Annotated in this window: 15 protein-coding genes; all 15 read left to right on the top strand. The window is 38.1% G+C overall.

Annotation, left to right across the window (positions count from 1 at the left end):
* The 15 genes from BHU72_RS10650 to cas1b all read left to right on the top strand — a co-directional run bounded on the left by BHU72_RS10650 (position 1) and on the right by cas1b (position 18,243).
* Positions 1–1,068 carry a protein-glutamate methylesterase/protein-glutamine glutaminase gene (locus BHU72_RS10650; RefSeq protein ID WP_069702606.1) on the top strand — a complete coding sequence of 356 codons (1,068 nt, stop codon included), beginning with the start codon at positions 1–3 and terminating at the stop codon, positions 1,066–1,068.
* A gap of 91 nt (positions 1,069–1,159) precedes the next feature.
* Positions 1,160–4,309: a PAS domain-containing hybrid sensor histidine kinase/response regulator gene (locus tag BHU72_RS10655; protein ID WP_069702607.1), complete on the top strand. Its 3,150-nt coding sequence runs from the start codon at positions 1,160–1,162 to the stop codon at positions 4,307–4,309.
* Positions 4,306–4,719, top strand: a complete 414-nt coding sequence (locus BHU72_RS10660) for a response regulator (RefSeq protein ID WP_069702608.1) — start codon at positions 4,306–4,308, stop codon at positions 4,717–4,719. Before BHU72_RS10655 ends, BHU72_RS10660 begins: the two co-directional genes overlap by 4 nt.
* 195 nt (positions 4,720–4,914) lie before the next feature.
* Positions 4,915–5,595 (top strand): manganese catalase family protein, encoded by a 681-nt coding sequence (locus BHU72_RS10665; protein WP_069702609.1) that lies wholly within the window; start codon positions 4,915–4,917, stop codon positions 5,593–5,595.
* A 232-nt stretch (positions 5,596–5,827) separates the two neighbouring features.
* Complete coding sequence (locus BHU72_RS15895) at positions 5,828–7,378, top strand: ethylbenzene dehydrogenase-related protein (RefSeq protein WP_069702610.1); 1,551 nt, start codon at positions 5,828–5,830, stop codon at positions 7,376–7,378.
* A 241-nt stretch (positions 7,379–7,619) separates the two neighbouring features.
* On the top strand, positions 7,620–8,672 hold the full coding sequence (locus BHU72_RS10675; RefSeq protein WP_069702611.1) for an agmatine deiminase family protein: 1,053 nt from the start codon (positions 7,620–7,622) through the stop codon (positions 8,670–8,672).
* Positions 8,673–8,763: 91 nt separating this feature from the next.
* Positions 8,764–9,642, top strand: a complete 879-nt coding sequence (gene aguB, locus BHU72_RS10680) for an N-carbamoylputrescine amidase (RefSeq protein ID WP_069702612.1) — start codon at positions 8,764–8,766, stop codon at positions 9,640–9,642.
* 115 nt (positions 9,643–9,757) lie between these two features.
* Entirely contained in the window at positions 9,758–10,021 is a 264-nt protein-coding gene (gene cas2 / locus BHU72_RS10685) for a CRISPR-associated endonuclease Cas2 (protein WP_069702613.1), read from the top strand.
* A gap of 332 nt (positions 10,022–10,353) precedes the next feature.
* The gene (gene cas6 / locus BHU72_RS10690; RefSeq protein ID WP_069702614.1) at positions 10,354–11,076 is read left to right on the top strand and encodes a CRISPR-associated endoribonuclease Cas6; all 723 of its coding nucleotides are present in this window, start codon (positions 10,354–10,356) and stop codon (positions 11,074–11,076) included.
* Between the two features lie 2 nt (positions 11,077–11,078).
* Positions 11,079–12,875: a hypothetical protein gene (locus BHU72_RS10695; RefSeq protein ID WP_069702615.1), complete on the top strand. Its 1,797-nt coding sequence runs from the start codon at positions 11,079–11,081 to the stop codon at positions 12,873–12,875.
* On the top strand, positions 12,868–13,761 hold the full coding sequence (cas7i, locus tag BHU72_RS10700) for a type I-B CRISPR-associated protein Cas7/Cst2/DevR (RefSeq protein WP_069702616.1): 894 nt from the start codon (positions 12,868–12,870) through the stop codon (positions 13,759–13,761). The genes BHU72_RS10695 and cas7i overlap by 8 nt, the downstream gene beginning before the upstream one ends.
* Positions 13,761–14,459, top strand: a complete 699-nt coding sequence (gene cas5b / locus BHU72_RS10705; RefSeq protein WP_069702617.1) for a type I-B CRISPR-associated protein Cas5b — start codon at positions 13,761–13,763, stop codon at positions 14,457–14,459. The genes cas7i and cas5b overlap by 1 nt, the downstream gene beginning before the upstream one ends.
* A 43-nt stretch (positions 14,460–14,502) precedes the next feature.
* Positions 14,503–16,734: a CRISPR-associated helicase/endonuclease Cas3 gene (locus BHU72_RS10710; protein ID WP_069702618.1), complete on the top strand. Its 2,232-nt coding sequence runs from the start codon at positions 14,503–14,505 to the stop codon at positions 16,732–16,734.
* A 13-nt stretch (positions 16,735–16,747) separates the two neighbouring features.
* The gene (gene cas4, locus BHU72_RS10715) at positions 16,748–17,254 is read left to right on the top strand and encodes a CRISPR-associated protein Cas4 (RefSeq protein WP_069702619.1); all 507 of its coding nucleotides are present in this window, start codon (positions 16,748–16,750) and stop codon (positions 17,252–17,254) included.
* Between the two features lie 2 nt (positions 17,255–17,256).
* Positions 17,257–18,243 carry a type I-B CRISPR-associated endonuclease Cas1b gene (cas1b, locus tag BHU72_RS10720; protein ID WP_069702620.1) on the top strand — a complete coding sequence of 329 codons (987 nt, stop codon included), beginning with the start codon at positions 17,257–17,259 and terminating at the stop codon, positions 18,241–18,243.
* Positions 18,244–18,404: the final 161 nt, after the last annotated feature.

An 18,404-nucleotide genomic window follows, 5' to 3' on the forward strand; every position in this document is an offset into this window, starting at 1 on the left:
ATGGGGATTCATAAGAAAATCCGCGTGCTAATCGTGGACGACTCCCTGATTTTTAGAGAAGTATTAGCGAGAGGAATCGCGTCAGACCCGGACATTGAAGTCGTTGGCAAAGCTATCGATCCATTTGATGCTAGGGATAAAATTCTTGCATTACAACCAGATGTAATGACTTGTGATGTTGAAATGCCGAAAATGAATGGGATAGAATTTATTAGGAGATTGTTGCCGCAATATCCATTACCAGTCATAGTAGTTAGCGCCATCAGTAATGCGGTATTTGATGCCATGAATGCTGGGGCAGTCGACTTCGTAACGAAGCCAGACGTGCAATCGCCGAAGGGTGTAGAAGGATTTATTGTTGAATTAATCGCCAAGATAAAAGTAGTAGCCAATGCTAAGGTTGGGCAAACAGTAAATAAGCCAGCCAACTACGAGCCGCAATTACAAACGTCAGAACATAAGAAAACGACAGTCGATTCCGTGCAAACATCGAGATTTGACCCGAACAAAGTGATTGCTATTGGTGCATCCACAGGAGGAACAGAGGCCCTATTTAGTATTTTGAAACACTTACCACCTTCAGTTCCTGGAATTGTCATAGTCCAGCATATCCCACCAGTATTCTCCACAATGTTCGCTGAGCGTTTGAACAATCAGACGAGGTTACGAGTGAAGGAGGCCGAGACTGGCGATTATGTGGAGCCAGGACTTGTTCTAATTGCACCGGGAGATCAGCATATGCGCGTGAAGAAGGTCGCCGATAAATATAAGGTTGAGGTTTTCCACGGGGAAAAGGTTAGTGGCCATTGCCCTTCCGTGGATGTTCTGTTTGATTCTGTGGCGAAAGAAGTCGGGAATCAGGCAATTGGTATTATTCTTACGGGGATGGGGTACGATGGTGCGAAAGGGCTCCTTGCCATGAAGCGGAAAGGGGCACGTACAATTGGGCAAGATGAGCAATCCAGTATAGTCTATGGAATGCCAAAGGTTTCTTATGAAATCGGTGCTGTCGAACGACAAATGCCACTGCAAACAATACCACAAATGCTACTTGCAATGACAAGGTAGGGAATAAGAGCTAAGAGTTTTGGCTAGAAGTGTTTACAGGGGAAGGTAGTAGTGACAACGAGCCGATTAATGTCTAAGTAGGTGAGAGAAATTGTGCAAAGGAAGACATTTAAATACTGAATTTTCATCTCTAAGCCATGAAGTAACGATAGGAAATGATCGAATTGCAATGATTCTATCGTCTATCGGTGACGGGGTAATCTCTATAGATATTGATTCGAACATTGAATACATGAATCAGGCAGCACAGGAGATTTTGGGTTTGGAGGCGCCGGAAGCTATTGGAAAGCCGATATCAGAGGTATTTAAGCTGTTTGACTCCATAACTGGTGAGCAATACTCTTCGCCGACAGAGGAAGCGCTGCGAACGAAAGATAAAGTAGGGCTCAAGAACAATACAATCTTGCTAAGTTCCGATGGTTTATATAAATTCGTATCAGCTAGTTGTACACCTGCGCTTGATGTCAAAAGGGAAGTCAGCGGCGCAGTTATCGTATTTCGAGATATCACAAGATTGAAAGGCATGGAAGATCAGCTACATATAGAGAGGAATAATCTACAAAGAATCATCGATGCAGCACCAGTAGGCATGATGATTCTAGATCATAAATTGGCCATCCAACAGGTCAACAATAACTTCATAACCATGATGAATTACAACCCAGAAACTATAGTCGGGAAGGTGTTTGGAGATGAAGTGCGGTGTCTGAATAGCTTTGACAAAGGGTGCGGCAGTGGCTTTAGATGCAGTTTCTGTACTCTGCGACAAAATATCAATAAGATACTGCAATCAAGCCCGAAGGATACTCTTACGTCAGTAGATGATTTTCCGTTAGAGGATGGCACGGGCAAAACAATCTGGTTCAAGATCAATGCTGTTCCACTGATGATTCAAGGTGGCATTCATGTGCTAATAACCTTTACCGATATTTCTGACCAGAAGCAGCGGGAACTCCATCTAATGCAGGCGAAAGATTTCTTCTTGAGGATTATGGATAACTTTCCGGCGATGGTATGGACGGCAGCTCCTAACTTGAACATAGATTACTTAAATAAACCCTGGTTTGAATTTACAGGATTAACGATAGAAACCGCTACATCTGAGACTTTATTGTCGACCATTCATCCTAAAGACCGAGAACAATGTACGAATATATTAATTAATAGCACGGAGGCACATCAGCCTTTTGAGATGGAGCATCGAATGAAGAACCGTGAGGGTGAATATCACTGGGTTGTAACAGTAGGTAAACCGCACTTCAACACAGATGGACAATTTTCTGGGTATATAGGCGCTGTGTATGATATCACTGATCGCAAGAAAATAGAAAAAGCCGTACAGCAGAGTGAACAGAAGTTCAAAAACCTATTCCATAAAGCAGATGATGCGATATATCTACATGAGTTAACAGATGATGGAGATGAGCTAAGCAACATTGTTGAGATTAATGATACGGCTTGTAAGCGTTTGGAATACGAACGTGAAGAAATATTGGGGAAATCTCCGCTCAAGTTGTATACATCGGAATACCATACAGTGAAACGGACCCTCTTAGCAAAGATTATGATTCAAGGTTCTATCATTTATGAAGCAATGCACATAACGAAGTCAGGCAAAGCAGTCCCTGTAGAAGTTCGGTCACATTATTTTGAGATGGACAATAAGCGTTTCGTCTTATCGGTAGCTCGGGATATGACGGAGAGAAAGCGCGTAGAAGCACAACTGCTCGAAGCAAAAGAGCAAGCAGAAACAGCGAACAAATCGAAGAGTGAATTTCTGGCGAATATGAGTCATGAAATTAGAACACCATTAAACGGTATCGTGGGTATGGTAGATTTAACATTAGCTACTAACTTAAACGAGGACCAGAGAGAAAACCTTGACACAGCGAAAGCTTGCGCGAAAAGCCTAATGAAAATCATCAATGACATTCTCGACTTCTCGAAAATGGAAGCTGGAAAACTCTCGATGGAAGCTATAGATTTCAATGTCAGGGGAGAATTAGAAGAGATTTTGAAAGCCCATTCGTTCCATGCCGCGTCTAAGCAAATGGCCATCCGCTCTGATGTTGCAGAAGAAGTTCCTGAGTATCTCCAAGGGGATCCCTATCGCCTGAAACAGATTTTGAATAATCTTATCAATAATGCGATAAAGTTTACGAATTCTGGGTGTATTACAGTAGCAATCAATCAGGTCAAGAAAGCCGAAGATCGACATGTGTTACAATTCTCAATCACAGATACAGGGATTGGTATTTCTGTGGAAGATCAGAATAAACTATTTAAAAGCTTCAGTCAGGTAGATAGTACGTTTACAAAGAAATTTGGTGGTACGGGACTAGGTTTAGTCATTTCGAAACAGTTGGCAGAAATGATGGGTGGTACGATGTGGGTTGAAAGCACACAAGGCGAAGGTAGCACATTTTTCTTTACCATTGAATGTAGAGTTGGAAAAAAACCAGTCGAAAGTAGACCCCTAGACATCGATGTTATCCAGCCACGGAAGATACGTAAGGTCTTAATTGCCGAAGACTATCAGGTAAACCAAATGGTATTGAAAAAAATACTGATACAAATTGGCTATGAGCCAGACATTGCCAGTAACGGATATGAGGCCATACAAATGCATGAAGAAAACACCTATGACGCGATATTAATGGATGTCCAAATGCCGATAATGGATGGAGTAGAAGCAACGAAACAGATACGAGCGATGCAAGGACCGAAAAAGGATATTCCAATTATTGCAGTTACAGCATTTGCCCTAGATGGTGATCTTGACAAGTTTATTCATGAGGGTATGGATTATTATATTTCAAAGCCTGTAATGGCGGGTGACCTAACGAAAATACTAGCGAATATTCAATCAAAAAACCAGCAAACGATTAAGGGGTTTACTGAAAGAGTGAAAATTGATGAAAATGGTGAATTGATGTTTGTCAATGAGAGTGAATTTTCTCGACATGAAGACTACGAAGATGTTATCCATAAGATTGCAGAACACATGTCGCTAGTGTATCAAGGAATCACGGATGGAAAGTTAATAGAAATTGAACATCAGGCGGATGAGATTAAAAAGCTATCGGAACAAATTGAAGCGGACGAATTCAAACGCCTATCATTTAAGATTCAGTTAGCAGCAAGGCGAGGGAATTTACAGGATATTGTTGAATATGCGACACGTTTGGGGTTAGAAATTGAGAAAAGCAAAAAGAGATTTATAGGAGGGGATTTTAATTGAGAATATTAATTGCCGAAGATGACATGGTCAGTCGCAAGTTTTTGAACAAATTCCTTTCTCAGTACGGCGAATGCGACATGGTTGTAGATGGACTGGAGGCTATTGATGCGTATATGATGGCTATGAAAGAAGAGTCCTCTTATGACTTAATTTGCCTAGACATTATGATGCCTAAGGTCGATGGTGTGAAAGCTTTAAAAGCGATTCGCGATTTAGAAGCACAGAAGAACGTTCCTGTAGAAAATAGGGCGAAGATTATAATGACTACAGCTCTTTCGGAAGCAAAGTTTGTGCAAAAGGCTTTTGAATATGGCTGCGAGGCCTATGCGTCAAAGCCGATCGACACGGCAAAGCTAACAGAAGTATTAGAGAAGTTAGGGTTAATCACTAACAAAAAGCATCAAAACTAAGGCGTTCACCTGTGTCATAATGACTTTGTGTAAGCTATGTTTTGTCATTGAAGAATGGATGTCGGGCGCCATTCTTCTTTTTTTATGATTGCGTCAGGTTATTCTTATTTTTTTATGAGCGGATAAACAGAGTCGAACAACAAATACTAAACTAAGTACAATTGCTTTATACCATGACTACAAAGGAGAATCCACATGTTTAAGCACGATAAACAATTACTTAGAGAAGTACGAGTAGAGCGTCCAAATCCTACCTATGCAGCAATGTTGCAAGAGCAATTAGGCGGACCGCAAGGGGAATTGAAGGCTGCCATGCAGTATTTATCGCAAAGCTTCCGCATCAAGAACCCGAAGATTAAAGACATTTTCTTAGACATTGCAGCAGAGGAACTTAGTCATATGGAAATGGTAGCCCAAACCATCAATCTTCTCAATGGTCATGAGCCAAACGCAGTGAATGCTGCCGTAGGGAATATTGAAGCGCACGTTCTATCAGGTTTAAATCCTATGTTGACAAATGCATCCGGTGAATTATGGACAGCCGCTTATGTGAATGTAACAGGGGATTTAGTGGCTGATTTACTGTCAAATATTGCAGCTGAACAACGTGCCAAGGTTGTATACGAGTACTTACATAGACAGATTGATGACAAATATGTACGTGAAACCATCGATTTCTTATTAAATCGTGAAGAAGCACATAGTGTATTATTCAGAGAGTGTTTTAAGGAAATTGAAGATATAGGTTCTAATCGCGACTGGGGAATTGATCAAGACAATCGTCTGTACTTCAACTTATCTACACCGGGGAACTTTGTAGGCAATTCAATTCCGAATCAGCAGCCCCCAAGTTTTAACCCTCCCCAAAGTCACTAAAGCTCGAAATGTATAAACAAAGGCAAACTTTTCGTTTCTAAAAAAGTTTGTCTTTTTTGTGACAAAAATATTGACATAAAGAATCATTATCGGGTATATTTATAGCAATGATATTCAGTATCAAGAAATCGAATCTGCAACTTGTTACGTCAATAGTAACAAGCTGCATTTTTCTCGGAAAGTAATTGATAATGATTACAGCTTGTAGAAAGAATGGGAGGAAATATTTAAGATGATGAAGAAGAAAGCAATCGCATCTACAGTAGTGGCTTGTTCTTTGCTGGTAGGTGGTGCAGTAGTAGCATCCAATAATGGATTTTTTGAAGGTTTCAGAATTGCAAATGTATTAGTAAACGGGAAAGCAGTCCAAAGTGACGTTCCTGCTATTATCATGAAGGACCGAACATTAATTCCTTTACGTGCCGTCAGTGAAGCATTGAATGCAAACGTAAGCTGGGACGATAAGACGAAGACAGCTAGCGTTTCAACTGTAAAAGCATTACCTGCACATATTGACAACCCAATTGAAGTTTCTGTTCGTTCTACATATGACGACAAGAACGTAGCAATTCAATTCCAATGGAAAACAAATAAAGATTACTTTGGTATTTTCCATGATGTTCGTGCTTATGATTCTAGTAAAATGACTTGGGATAAACCAGGGACTGTGGATGAAGACCGAGTTTCTTTTATTCTTGAGAACCCTGCAGATCCGATCGTAGGCTTTGATAAAATCGGTTGCTACGCTGTATGTCACGAAGATATGGACAAAATGCCGAAAAACTCTGGCAAATCAACTTCTCACTATATCGACAACTCAAAACCTGGGCAAGGTACGATGCTAGACATGTGGCATTGGCGTGGTGGTCGTGCAGGTGCAATGGGTTATGCGGAAGACACTTGGATTAAAGCTGGCAAGCTTTACTCTGACGTAGAAGGCCGTCAACGTGATGCAGTAGCAGGTTCTACTACGAAAACACTTCGCGAAGCGGGAGACCGTTTCCGTGAAGACCAGGCCTATGGCGTAGAGTGGAAATACAATGGCAAAGACTTCAAGCTTCCTGAGTATGTATTTGACCCAGCGAAGAATAGTGGTTTCTACTTCTTCAACGATGGTAAGAACTTAATACTAGGAGCAGATTATAAGAAGATTTTCACAACAGGCTCGATTGAAGCAGCTCAAAGCGGCAAGCTACAACAAAGCTTAATCGCATCAGGTGCGAATAAGAATGCTCTATTCGTGAAAGACCTTCCAGCTTCAGAAAAAGATAAGATTGCGGCTCAAATCGTGGATGGTGCAATGGTACCTCGTCCAGTAATATTCGATTATCCTTCAGACCAACATGATATCCAAACTGTGCGTTCCTTCGACGCTGCAACCAAGATTGCAACAGTTACAATGTACCGCAAATTAGATACTGGATCTAAAAACGACGTTAGCTTAGCTGGGTTAGCTACAGGCACAACATATAACATGGGCTTTGCCGTTCATGATAGTAACGGCGGGCAACAATCTCACCAAATTTCACTTCCAGTAAAGTGGGGAAAGCAAGGAAGTGGAGCAGATATTCAAGCTATGAAAGTTACAGATGTTAAGAACACAGACTGGTCTTCTGTACCAGCGATTAAGAAACAGACATTCAAGCCAGGAACAAAATCACTGCAACATTTAAGTGATGCAACAAAACATACTGGAGGTCCAGTAATTGAGCAAGTATCGTGCAAAACTTGCCACGGCGGAACACTTCCAGTAGAACAGTACACAATCCCTGTAGTAAAATAATAGACATTTGGCCCCCTCCATATGAATAGAGAAAAGTTATTCGGCATTCTGATAGTACGATGATCAGAGTGCTTGGATAACTTTTTTCATGCATTTGCAACTTTTTACTTGGCAAAATCAATAAATTATAAGAAAATCTATAAGGATAGAAATATTGGCAAACAATAGAACTATACAATATTGGAAAAGTGAATCGATATTTGGAACAGAGAACAATAGAATGAAGATATGAGGTGTAGGAATGTATCCAAGAGAATTAGGTTATAGAATGCCAGGCGAATGGGAAACCCATGAAAAGACATTTTTGTCTTGGCCAATACAAAGTTCCATGTGTTTTCCAGATGACTATGAAAACGTATGTAAGTTATATTATGTGGAACTCGTGAAAGCAATCGCAGAGTTTGAGCCAATAACGGTGATTATAAACCCGGAGGATATTGAGAGTGTCCAAGAACAATTAGAAGATGTAATTGCCCATAGTACATACCCAGTAGATTTACTTGCAATTGCTCATAATGACGCATGGCTAAGAGATAATGGACCAACGTTCATCGTTAGAGAAGACGATCGACAAATCGCAGGTATCAATTGGAGATTTAATGCATGGGGTGGCAAGTATGCACCGTGGGACTTAGACGATGCTCTTGCAGGCAAAATTCTCGACCATTATGATATCCGACGCTTTGACGCTGCCTTCATTCTAGAAGGTGGTTCAATCCATTCCGATGGTGAAGGGACACTACTCACCACAGAAGAATGCTTGTTAAATGAAAATCGAAACACATTGAAAAAAGAACATATTGAAGGGTTACTAAAAGAATATTTGAATATTAAAAAGATTATATGGCTGAAGAACGGATTAGATGGTGATGAGACGGATGGTCATATCGATAATATCGCTTGTTTTGCAGCACCTGGAAAGGTGATTTTACAAGTATGCGATGATCCTAAAGATCCGAACTATAAGATTACACAAGAAGCCTTAGCGGTATTAGAAAATACCATCGACGCGAAGGCAAGAAAGCTTGAAATCATTAAAATTAAACAACCCCCAAAACGCGATTTCGATGGCGAGCGTCTGACGTTAAGCTATTTGAATTTCTATTTCGTCAATGGTGGCATTATATTACCTGTGTTTGGCGGAGATGCGGAAGAGACAGATCGATTGGCGGGAGAAACGTTACAAGCAGCTTTTCCGAAGCATAAAATTCGAAAGGTAGATGGAATGGCAATCATCAAAGAAGGTGGCAATGTTCATTGCACAACACAACAAATGCCAGCAGGGAAGTACTAAATAGTAAGATTTATCAGGATATTAGAATAGTGTAATATTTTTGTAGAAGCTATATTCCCTAACATATAAACTGGAAACGGAGGGGTTCGAAATGACGAAAAAAGTGAAAGTTGCAGCAACACAAATGAGTTGCTCTAACAATATAGAGGAGAACATTGAAAAAGCGGACAAGCTTGTTCAAGAAGCAGCTGCCAATGGGGCGAAGATTATTCTTTTACAGGAGTTGTTCGAAACACCATACTTCTGCCAGAAGGAAAACCCAGAATACTATTCGTATGCTACGGAACTAGAGGAGAATAATGCAATCCAGCACTTCAAGAAAGTAGCAAAGGAGCTAGAAATCGTACTTCCTATCAGCTTTTATGAGAAGAAGAACAATGCAAGGTATAACTCCTTAGCGGTGATTGATGCGAACGGTGAAATCTTAGGCAGATACCGTAAAAGTCATATTCCTGATGGGCCTGGCTATGAGGAGAAGTTTTACTTTAACCCGGGAGATACAGGCTTTAAAGTTTGGAAGACCAAATACGCGAAGATTGGTATAGGCGTTTGTTGGGATCAATGGTATCCAGAAGCAGCACGATGCATGGCGTTACAAGGGGCGGAGATTCTTTTCTACCCAACTGCCATCGGTTCTGAGCCAGAAGATTCCACAGTAGACTCTAAGGATCATTGGCAGACTTGCATGTTAGGGCATGCAGCAGCGAACTTAGTACCAGTCGTAGCATCGAACCGCGTAGGTATTGAACAACAAGCAGGGTCTGAGATTACATTCTATGGTTCGTCTTTCATCGCAGGAGCGCAAGGACAGAAGATAGTTGAAGCCAATCGTACCGATGAAACGGTAATCTATGCAGAGCTTGACCTTGATCAACTGGAACGCCAACGCGCTGAGTGGGGTATCTACCGTGACCGCCGCCCAGATTTGTATAAAATCATCACTTCCTACGATGGGGAGAATTTGGTGTAAAAGAGAACAAACTGCTATATTACTTTGGCAATTTGTGTTTTCTAGTTAGATTATAAAGAAGGAAATATACATAGTGTCGTGGAATTTGTTCTTAAGACCTACGGGGGGCGATAATATGTATGTTATAATTACATACGATGTCGGAGAAAAAAGGGTACATAAAGTATGTAAAAAGCTAAGAGAGTATTTAACCTGGACACAAAACTCCGTATTTGAAGGAGTAATAACGAAAGGTAAGTTAACAGAATGTTTGTCAGAAGTTGAGAAGATTATTAAGAAAAAAGAAGATTCAGTATACCTCTACACAATTGATAACCCCAAAAATATTACGAAAAAAGTGTATGGACAATCGAAAAACTTTGATGACATGTTTTTGTAAATGACAGGTGCTTCAGTAAGGTTCAATAGTATAATCAAATACTGGTAACATTTGAACATAGTGGGATATAAAATTTCTTATTTTTATTGTATTACTTTAATACTATATTTGAACGGCGTGGGATTCGGCGAAGGATAGGTCAATATTGGCCTATTTTTTTATGTATAAACATGTGTTCATTCTGTTGGCATGCTATAATCTCTTTAAAATAAGGAATATATTTGAATATAATAGAAGATTTTAGAAAATAAATGCAATCAATATTGACATAAATGGATAAAAATGATAATTTACAGTAAAATACAATAAAAATAAGAAATGGAGTGGTTTTATTGAGGTTCTCAATTACGTACCAAGTGTCTGAAATGCCTACGCATTATCGTATGAAGATTTATTCTCTAATCAAAGAAGCAGTCAAACGCGGTGCCCCTGACTATTATCTGAAGATTTTTGAAGAACAACGAAAAGAAATTAAGCCCCTATGTTTCGGAACCTACCTCAAAGAATTCAAAATCGAAGATAAAAAAATCCATCTTAAAGAAATCACTATCACAATAAGCTCAACTATGGAATTTGCAATCCATGCATTTAATGGATTTCGGGAACTGCATTCATATGAAATAGAAGGAGTAGAATTAAAACAAACCAAGATCCAACTATTAAAAGAAGCAGATATAGTTAGTGGAGAAGTTTACTTCACAACAATTTCCCCGATTTTAATTGAAAACAGAATGGGTAAGCCATTATCGCCTGCCCATCCAGAATACGAAAATGAATTAAATTATTATGCGAATTTACAGCTGAAGCAGATGGCGGGGCGTGAATTGTACAAGCCTATCCGTTTTACACCAATCAAAATGAAGAAGACTGTCATTAAGGAAAGTAATCAATTATTTCGCCAAACTCACAATGAAGAATCATTATTTTACACTGCTTATAGGGGAGATTTTAAACTACAAGGTCATCCAGAGGATCTAAAGATACTCTATCAGTTCGGTTTAGGTAAGAGAACTGCATATTTTGGCTTACTAGAATATAGAAGAGAGGGGGCGTAAGAATGGGTGTACAGGTTGATGCCGAAGAGTGGCCAATTATAGCAGGGTTAATAGGTCTCATCCGTGTAGTAGGAAAAGAAGAAATTGCTATTAATAGAAATGGTATTGCCATTTCAAAAGAAAACTTAGAGGATTTAGCAAGCAAGATGGTTTACAAGTTAATCGAAACATTTAATGTTGTGGAACGAGATGTTGAGAAAATGCGTTGGTATTCAACTAACCTAGTTAAGAATCCTGATAAGTTAAAACTATATGCGACAGAAGTAAAGAAGATAATTGCAGAGCAACTTAAGAAAATAGAAAAGTATTTCGGGGATACTGATGAGTGCCAGCAAGTAAGAGACTTGGTAGAAAAACTGAAAGAAATAAATGATACACAAAGCAATCTAATCTTAGAAGATGTAATTGATCAATATAAAAAAATAGCATCAACCTCATTCATTAAAGAAAAGCTAACGTTAAATTATGTGAAATCTGTAATTTTAAGTCCGTTTTTTGGACAAACAAGTATTTTGCAACCAGTGTTTAGCTCGAGGAACACAGAAGAGCATATTATTCAGATTGATAAAGACTTTGTTATGCCGGCATTAATAGAATTGGAGCTTCATAATCTACTTAAGAGTGAAGAGAATATTGATGGAGTGGTTAAATATTTGGACCAAACCAAAGATGGATATCAACCGTTTCGAGAGTGGTATCGTGAGATTAAGAAAATGAAAGATCCAGTTCAACTTAAACAGTATCTTTCTAAGCAAGTGTTAAAGTGTTCGTTTATTGATAGTTTACTAGCAACACAGACGTATGAAGAAATGATGTTTTCACCGCTAGCGTTCTCTAATAATAATGCTGTAAACTTCAATTGGGATTTCGAGAAGAAGCAACCAATACCAATGAGTGCAGTAGCAAGACTAATTCTCTTTTTGTCCCCTTTAGGAATGACATTCTATAATCGTAAAAGGGGTTCCCAACAATCTACTGAGAATTTACGTTTTGCGGGGTTAATCATGACGGAAGAATCATTTGAGGATGTATTGTCATATAACAACACATATCGTATGCTACGATCAAAAAATAGTAGTTTTGAAGAGGCTATTGTAGGTGTATTAGAAGAATCTGTAGATAAGGCGGAACGCATATATAGAGCGTTTCAATTTTTAGAGGTTCACTCTGAATCAAAGAAGACTCTATTAGACTACTACCATATGCCAATGTATCTAGTGCACTATCTTAAGAAATACGGCAAGTCACTGAGGCTAATACAAAATCGGGAAATTAGGGATGAATACCTTAGAACTTTATTAAAAGGGATAGATCCGAAAAAGGCGATATTTGAATTATTAAGAGAATCAATTTCTAATAGTTTTTATGGAGAAGGGGCTTATATAGCCACACGGGAACGACTAAGAGTATTAAATGCCAAAAAAGGAGTGAAAGAAATGACGAAAGACGACAAGTTGATTACCGCTATATACTTCCACGGCGTAGAGTTGCGCGAGGCTTTATTCCAAGATAAAGGATCTAATGAGGAAGGGGTATATAGGGCGAGTGGCCGTAAAAAGATGGAAGGGATTGCATACCGTCTCATCAATGCAATCAAGGCTGGAAACAAACAGGCATTTATGGATACGATATTCAGATTATATATTGGAGCAAAAGATTTAAGAGTTCCCAGTTTTTTTGTGAACGCATTTAAGGAAGACGGCTTAGAATTTGAAACGATAGGGTCAGCCTTCGTTGCAGGTATGTTAGGGCAAGAAATATCAAGAAAAGAGAAAGAAGGGGCGGTTAACAATGGCTAAAGCACTGTCGATGACAATAATATTTAAGGCGAATTCATTAAATTATGGAGAGGGAATTGCAAATATATCGGAATTGAAGAAAATTCATCGTGGTAATGGGGATGTGCTAACATTTGCCTCCCGTCAAAGTATTCGGTACGATATTGTGCGGCTAGGGAACGAGTGGTTCGAGTGGAATCTAAATACTGTAGATAAAACGAAAGGTACTCTACAATTTAGAGAGGATATATCAATTGCAGATTCAGTTGAAATGGACTTCTTTGGTTACTTGAAGACAGGGAAGAAATCACTAAAGAGACCAGCAGTAGCAAGATTATCGCATGCAGTATCCCTAGAACCATATAAGAGTGACCTAGAGTTCTTGAACAACATGGGTTTAGCAGAAAGAATTGATGAAACCCCAAACCTCGCAAACATTGAACAGCACGAGAGTCTATATTCTTATACGATTACAATTGATTTAGACAAAGTTGGTATTGATGGGGAGGTTAAGCTAGATACGAATGAAAGGGCCCAAAGAGTGAATCAGCTCTTAGAGATAATCAAGTTACTCAATAGAAACATACGCGGTCGTCAGGAAAGTTTAGCGCCTATGTTCGTAATTGGAGGGGTATACTCAGTTGCGAATCCGTTTTTCTTAGGTAGGATTAATCTTGTACCTATGAAGAAGAGCTGGGATATAAATATAAGTACATTACAATCTGTAACCGAGAGAACGTTTGCTGGGAATACAGTAGGCTCACAAACCTTTGTTGGATTTGATGCTGGAATTTTTGGTAACGAAGCGAATTTTAGTGAAATAAATGTAATTGGCGTGAGCTCAGTAGAAAGCTTTTTCCAGAAGATAAAAGAGCAGGTTGGAAACTACTATGGAGTACGTGTGTAATGAAGGCTTTGCGGTTAAAAATATATCAGCAGACTGCCTGTTATAAGAAACCATTTGCGTTCAAGGTGTCAGAGACATATCCGCTTCCGCCGTATTCAACCGTAAAAGGTATGGTTCACTCTATATTAGGTGCGGATTCACTTATCCCTATGAAAATAAGCATCCAAGGAATATATGACACGATAGTTACTGATTATCAAACACATTATTTCTTTAAACGTGATAAAACAGAGGAATTTGCATTAACAGCTGATGGACTAGGGATAAGTAGGGAATTTAATGATATCACAACAATGCCAATTTACATGCACATGTTATACGATGTCAATTTAGTACTACATATACAGGCAGCAGATGAAATTCTAGAACAACTTGAAAGTGCAATTAACTCACGGAATATCCATTTTAGTTTGGGCAGATGGGAAGACTTAGTTCGTGTAGATGAATGTGAGATTATACATTTGCAAGATTGTGGAGAGCCCCGACCATTACACCATAACGCATTTGTTCCAATCGAATATTTATCTGATGTGGCGCATTTTCCTTATAAATTGAATTGGACATATGAAGTAATAAATAATGTTCGAGTGTGGAATAAAATCCAAGTGGGTTACGTTCAAAAAGGCTTGTGGATTGAGCAACATGAACAATTGAAAATTGACCCCTATGGTGACCTTGTATTTTTCCATATTGATTAAAGGGGGAGCCTTGGGCTCTCCTTTTACATAGAGGGGGATTTTCATGATTTACTATGCTAAGTCAGTGCCCATAGAAACAATTTCACAGCATACAGATGAATTACTTTTAAGATTAGAAGAATACAAACGGGTAAACTATGAATCATTGCCGTTGCTTAACCAACGGGATTGGGAACTGTTAGAGATAGCTGTCAGATATCATGATGTCGGGAAAACTGATCTTGTGTTCCAAAATAAAATTCGCTCGGTTATAAACGAGGAACTACTGAAGACTAACTATGATTCTGACGTACCGCATAGTTTTTTATCGGTAATGGCAATCCCATATGACCTTCTAAAGATTGATAAAGAAGAAAGAAAAATACTGTCCCAAATTATTGGGTTTCATCATGAACGAGATGTTGCAGTAGAACATGAGCAAGATGAAATAATCGACACATACAAGCGCAATATTTTGCCATTCAAAGATGAGATTGAGAAACAGTTAGGAACAGTGATTGATAAGTCTAGTTATGGTACTAAATTGAATGTTCTTCATACTAAAAAGAGATTAACGCCTAGTGACGACGGGTATCTAAAATATGTATTACTAAAAGGGATTCTGCACCGATTGGATCATGCTGCATCTGCGCACGTGCCTATAGAACTTGCTTCTGAAATGAATGTGGGACATTATGTAAATAGGTATTTTACGGATAAGATTAAAGTAGAGAAAAGGCCGTTACAACGATTTGTAGAAGAACAACAAGAATCGCATTTAGTAATAGTTGCACAAACGGGAATGGGAAAAACAGAGGCTGGACTACTATGGATTGGGGATAAAAAAGGTTTCTTGACTTTACCGCTCAGGGTCAGCATTAATTCAATGTATAGCAGAATTACGAATATGGAAAATATAGGCTTCAGCAAAGTTGGTGAAGACGGCATTGAAGAAGCGACAGGGCTTTTGCATTCTACTAGTTATGAGTATTTATCAACTCTAGAAATATTGGACGAGCGATTATTATCCCAAATGCATAATCAGTCTAAAGAGTTCGCCAACAAATTAATTATATCTACCATAGATCAGATTCTTAAATTCCCTTTCTATTATCTAGGTTTTGAAAAAGAATATGCTACGATGAGTACTTCAAAAGTTATTATCGATGAATTACAAGCGTATGACCCGAAGATTGCCGCGCTACTAATTCGGGCGATGGTGCTAATTGACCAAATCGGGGGATCGTTTATGATTATGACAGCGACCTTGCCTGACTACTATTTCAAAACACTGCTTAAAAAAATGAAAAATCCTCGGCGTCCTATTATGTTTCAAGAATTTATAGACGATACAGTAAGAAGGCACCATTTGAAACTTAGTAATCAATCTATTGCAGACGACGAAGTTATTCAAGAGATGTATGAAAAAGGGATATCGAAGAAAGTTCTTGTAATATGTAATACCGTTAATAGAGCAGTAGAAATCTTTGATAAATTAAAACATCTAGGAGCGAAAGTAAGGCTATTACACTCACGATTTATTAAAAGGGATCGTGAACGATTAGAAAAAGAAATACTAGAATTTGCCCATAATAATGAGACAGGTATTTGGGTAACCACTCAATTGGTGGAGGCAAGTTTAGATATTGATTTTGACATTCTTTTTACTGAGATGTCAACGTTAGATAGTCAATTTCAAAGATATGGGAGATGTAATAGAAAAGGCATAAAGTCATTTGAAGAAGCTAACGTCTATGTATTTACTAACAATGTATCTGGTATTATGAATAAGAAAGGCTCAGTTTACCATTATGAGATTTATCAAAGAAGCTTAGAGATATTAAATATTTACATTGATGAAATACCATTGTTAGAATCAACAAAAGCAAACATGATAAAGGAATTATATGATGAAAATGGGTTAGAAGGTACTAAGTTTAAAGATGAGTTTGACAGAACCCTCGCACAATTTGAGGATAGACCGCACTATGATCTAAAAAAACAAGAGGCCCAGAACCTACTTAGGGATATTCAGCAAACTCAAGTATTGCCTATCCAGTTTTTAATGAATGAAGAGTACACAGATGCTTTATATTTGTATGAGTCGAGTCAGACAAAATTAGATAGAAAGAAATATAGAAAAGTACTAGAATCTTTTACTTTATCAGTTAATAAGTGGAGGGCAAAAGATAAAATAACATCAGAAATAAATGGTCTTCAAGGAATCTTTGTAATTGACTGTATGTATTCTCACGAAAAAGGCTTGTTATTAGAGGAAGTAGAACTTTTTGTATAGGTGGTGAATGTATATGCATGACCAATCTATAGGTGGAATCGATCTACAATATTATGAGTTATGTAAACGGAAGTTATGGCTATATAGGAAAGGCATCAATATGGAGGAAGAATCTGATTATGTTTTACAAGGAAAAGTATTACATGAAAGGTCGTATCCAAGACTACTTGATAAAGAACGGTTGATTGATGATGCATTTGCTATCGATGCAATAGACGGGGAATATGTAAGAGAGGTTAAGCTATCAAGCAAAATGTCGAATGCAGATAAGATGCAGATGTTATTTTATCTTTATCAGCTTTCTTTGCGGGGGATTTATAAAAAAGGTCTTATAAGTTATACGAAGGAAAGGCGAACAGAGGAAATCGAATTAACGGAAAGCAATCAAAAACAAATCATCTCGGCAATTGGCGGGGTCTATGAAATAATAAATCTGCCAACGGCTCCTCCTGTAAAGAAATTCCCTTATTGTAAATCGTGTGCTTATTATGAGTTTTGCTATTCTAGGGAGGATGATTAGATATGTTGCGTGATCACTATATTTTTTCTAATGGCAGGCTTAAGCGTAAGGACAACACAGTGTATTTCGAAAATGAACAAGGGCAGAAAAAAGCCCTCCCTATTGAAGCGATTCAAACATTGCATTTGTTCGGCGAAATCGATTTAAACAGTAAATTTCTTACTTATATCAGTCAATACGGGATATCATTACAGTTCTATAATTACTATGGATTTTATGCAGGTGCATATCATCCAAAGGAGAAAAAAGAGTCGGGTCTAGTAATTGTAAAACAAAGTGCTCACTACTTAGATAGGGATAAGAGACAATTTCTAGCATATCAATTCTTGCAAGGTGCAGTCCATCATATGTTACGAAACCTTAGAAGACATAAAGAAAGTGTACAAACCCATATTGACGAGATAGAATTAATTGCACAGAAACTTCAATTTGCTAAAGATATTCAATCTCTTATGGGAATAGAAGGTCAGATTAGACATATTTATTATCAATCATTCAATCATATATTAAAACAAGACTTCTTAATGGAAAAGCGCGAGAAACAACCACCTAGAGATCCACTTAATGCGCTAATATCGTTTGGTAATACATTGATGTACACTGCAATACTAGGGGAAATATACAAGACCCCTCTAAATCCGACCATAAGCTACTTGCATGAACCGTCAGTGAGACGCTTCTCTTTATGCTTGGATATAGCAGAGATATTCAAACCACTAATTGTTGATTCGATTATATTTGCTTTAATAAACAAGAAAAGCATTACAAAAAAACATTTTGAATACTTAGAAAAAGAGATTTGTTACTTAAATGAAGAAGGGAAAAAACGCTTTATAACTGCATGGGAAGAGAAATTAGGTACATCAGTAAAACATAGAACATTAAATCGTAATACAACCTATCGATACTTATTGCGATTAGAATGTTATAAATTAGTAAAGCACGTTATTGATGATCAAGTATACAAACCATTAAAAGCGTGGTGGTAGTGTTGTAAAATTTCATATAATCGATTACATTATATGGTATGATTGGCGTATATGATAAATTTTTTAATTACATTTTGCAGCAAATGTGAATAGTGACTTAGTTTTGTCTAAAGCCTGTGGAATAAGGGGTTCTGAACTTTTTTTTCATAAAATTAAAATCG

Source organism: Desulfuribacillus stibiiarsenatis (assembly GCF_001742305.1).
Lineage (GTDB): Bacteria > Bacillota > Bacilli > Desulfuribacillales > Desulfuribacillaceae > Desulfuribacillus_A > Desulfuribacillus_A stibiiarsenatis.

What these genes read in the sequence shown, in the direction of transcription:
- cas2 (WP_069702613.1), top strand. Translation starts at nt 9,758, where the DNA reads ATGTATGTTATAATTACATACGATGTCGGAGAAAAAAGGGTACATAAA.
- BHU72_RS10675 (WP_069702611.1), top strand. Translation starts at nt 7,620, where the DNA reads ATGTATCCAAGAGAATTAGGTTATAGAATGCCAGGCGAATGGGAAACC.
- BHU72_RS10665 (WP_069702609.1), top strand. Translation starts at nt 4,915, where the DNA reads ATGTTTAAGCACGATAAACAATTACTTAGAGAAGTACGAGTAGAGCGT.
- cas7i (WP_069702616.1), top strand. Translation starts at nt 12,868, where the DNA reads ATGGCTAAAGCACTGTCGATGACAATAATATTTAAGGCGAATTCATTA.
- BHU72_RS10695 (WP_069702615.1), top strand. Translation starts at nt 11,079, where the DNA reads ATGGGTGTACAGGTTGATGCCGAAGAGTGGCCAATTATAGCAGGGTTA.
- BHU72_RS10650 (WP_069702606.1), top strand. Translation starts at nt 1, where the DNA reads ATGGGGATTCATAAGAAAATCCGCGTGCTAATCGTGGACGACTCCCTG.
- aguB (WP_069702612.1), top strand. Translation starts at nt 8,764, where the DNA reads ATGACGAAAAAAGTGAAAGTTGCAGCAACACAAATGAGTTGCTCTAAC.
- BHU72_RS10710 (WP_069702618.1), top strand. Translation starts at nt 14,503, where the DNA reads ATGATTTACTATGCTAAGTCAGTGCCCATAGAAACAATTTCACAGCAT.
- cas5b (WP_069702617.1), top strand. Translation starts at nt 13,761, where the DNA reads ATGAAGGCTTTGCGGTTAAAAATATATCAGCAGACTGCCTGTTATAAG.
- cas1b (WP_069702620.1), top strand. Translation starts at nt 17,257, where the DNA reads ATGTTGCGTGATCACTATATTTTTTCTAATGGCAGGCTTAAGCGTAAG.
- cas4 (WP_069702619.1), top strand. Translation starts at nt 16,748, where the DNA reads ATGCATGACCAATCTATAGGTGGAATCGATCTACAATATTATGAGTTA.
- BHU72_RS15895 (WP_069702610.1), top strand. Translation starts at nt 5,828, where the DNA reads ATGATGAAGAAGAAAGCAATCGCATCTACAGTAGTGGCTTGTTCTTTG.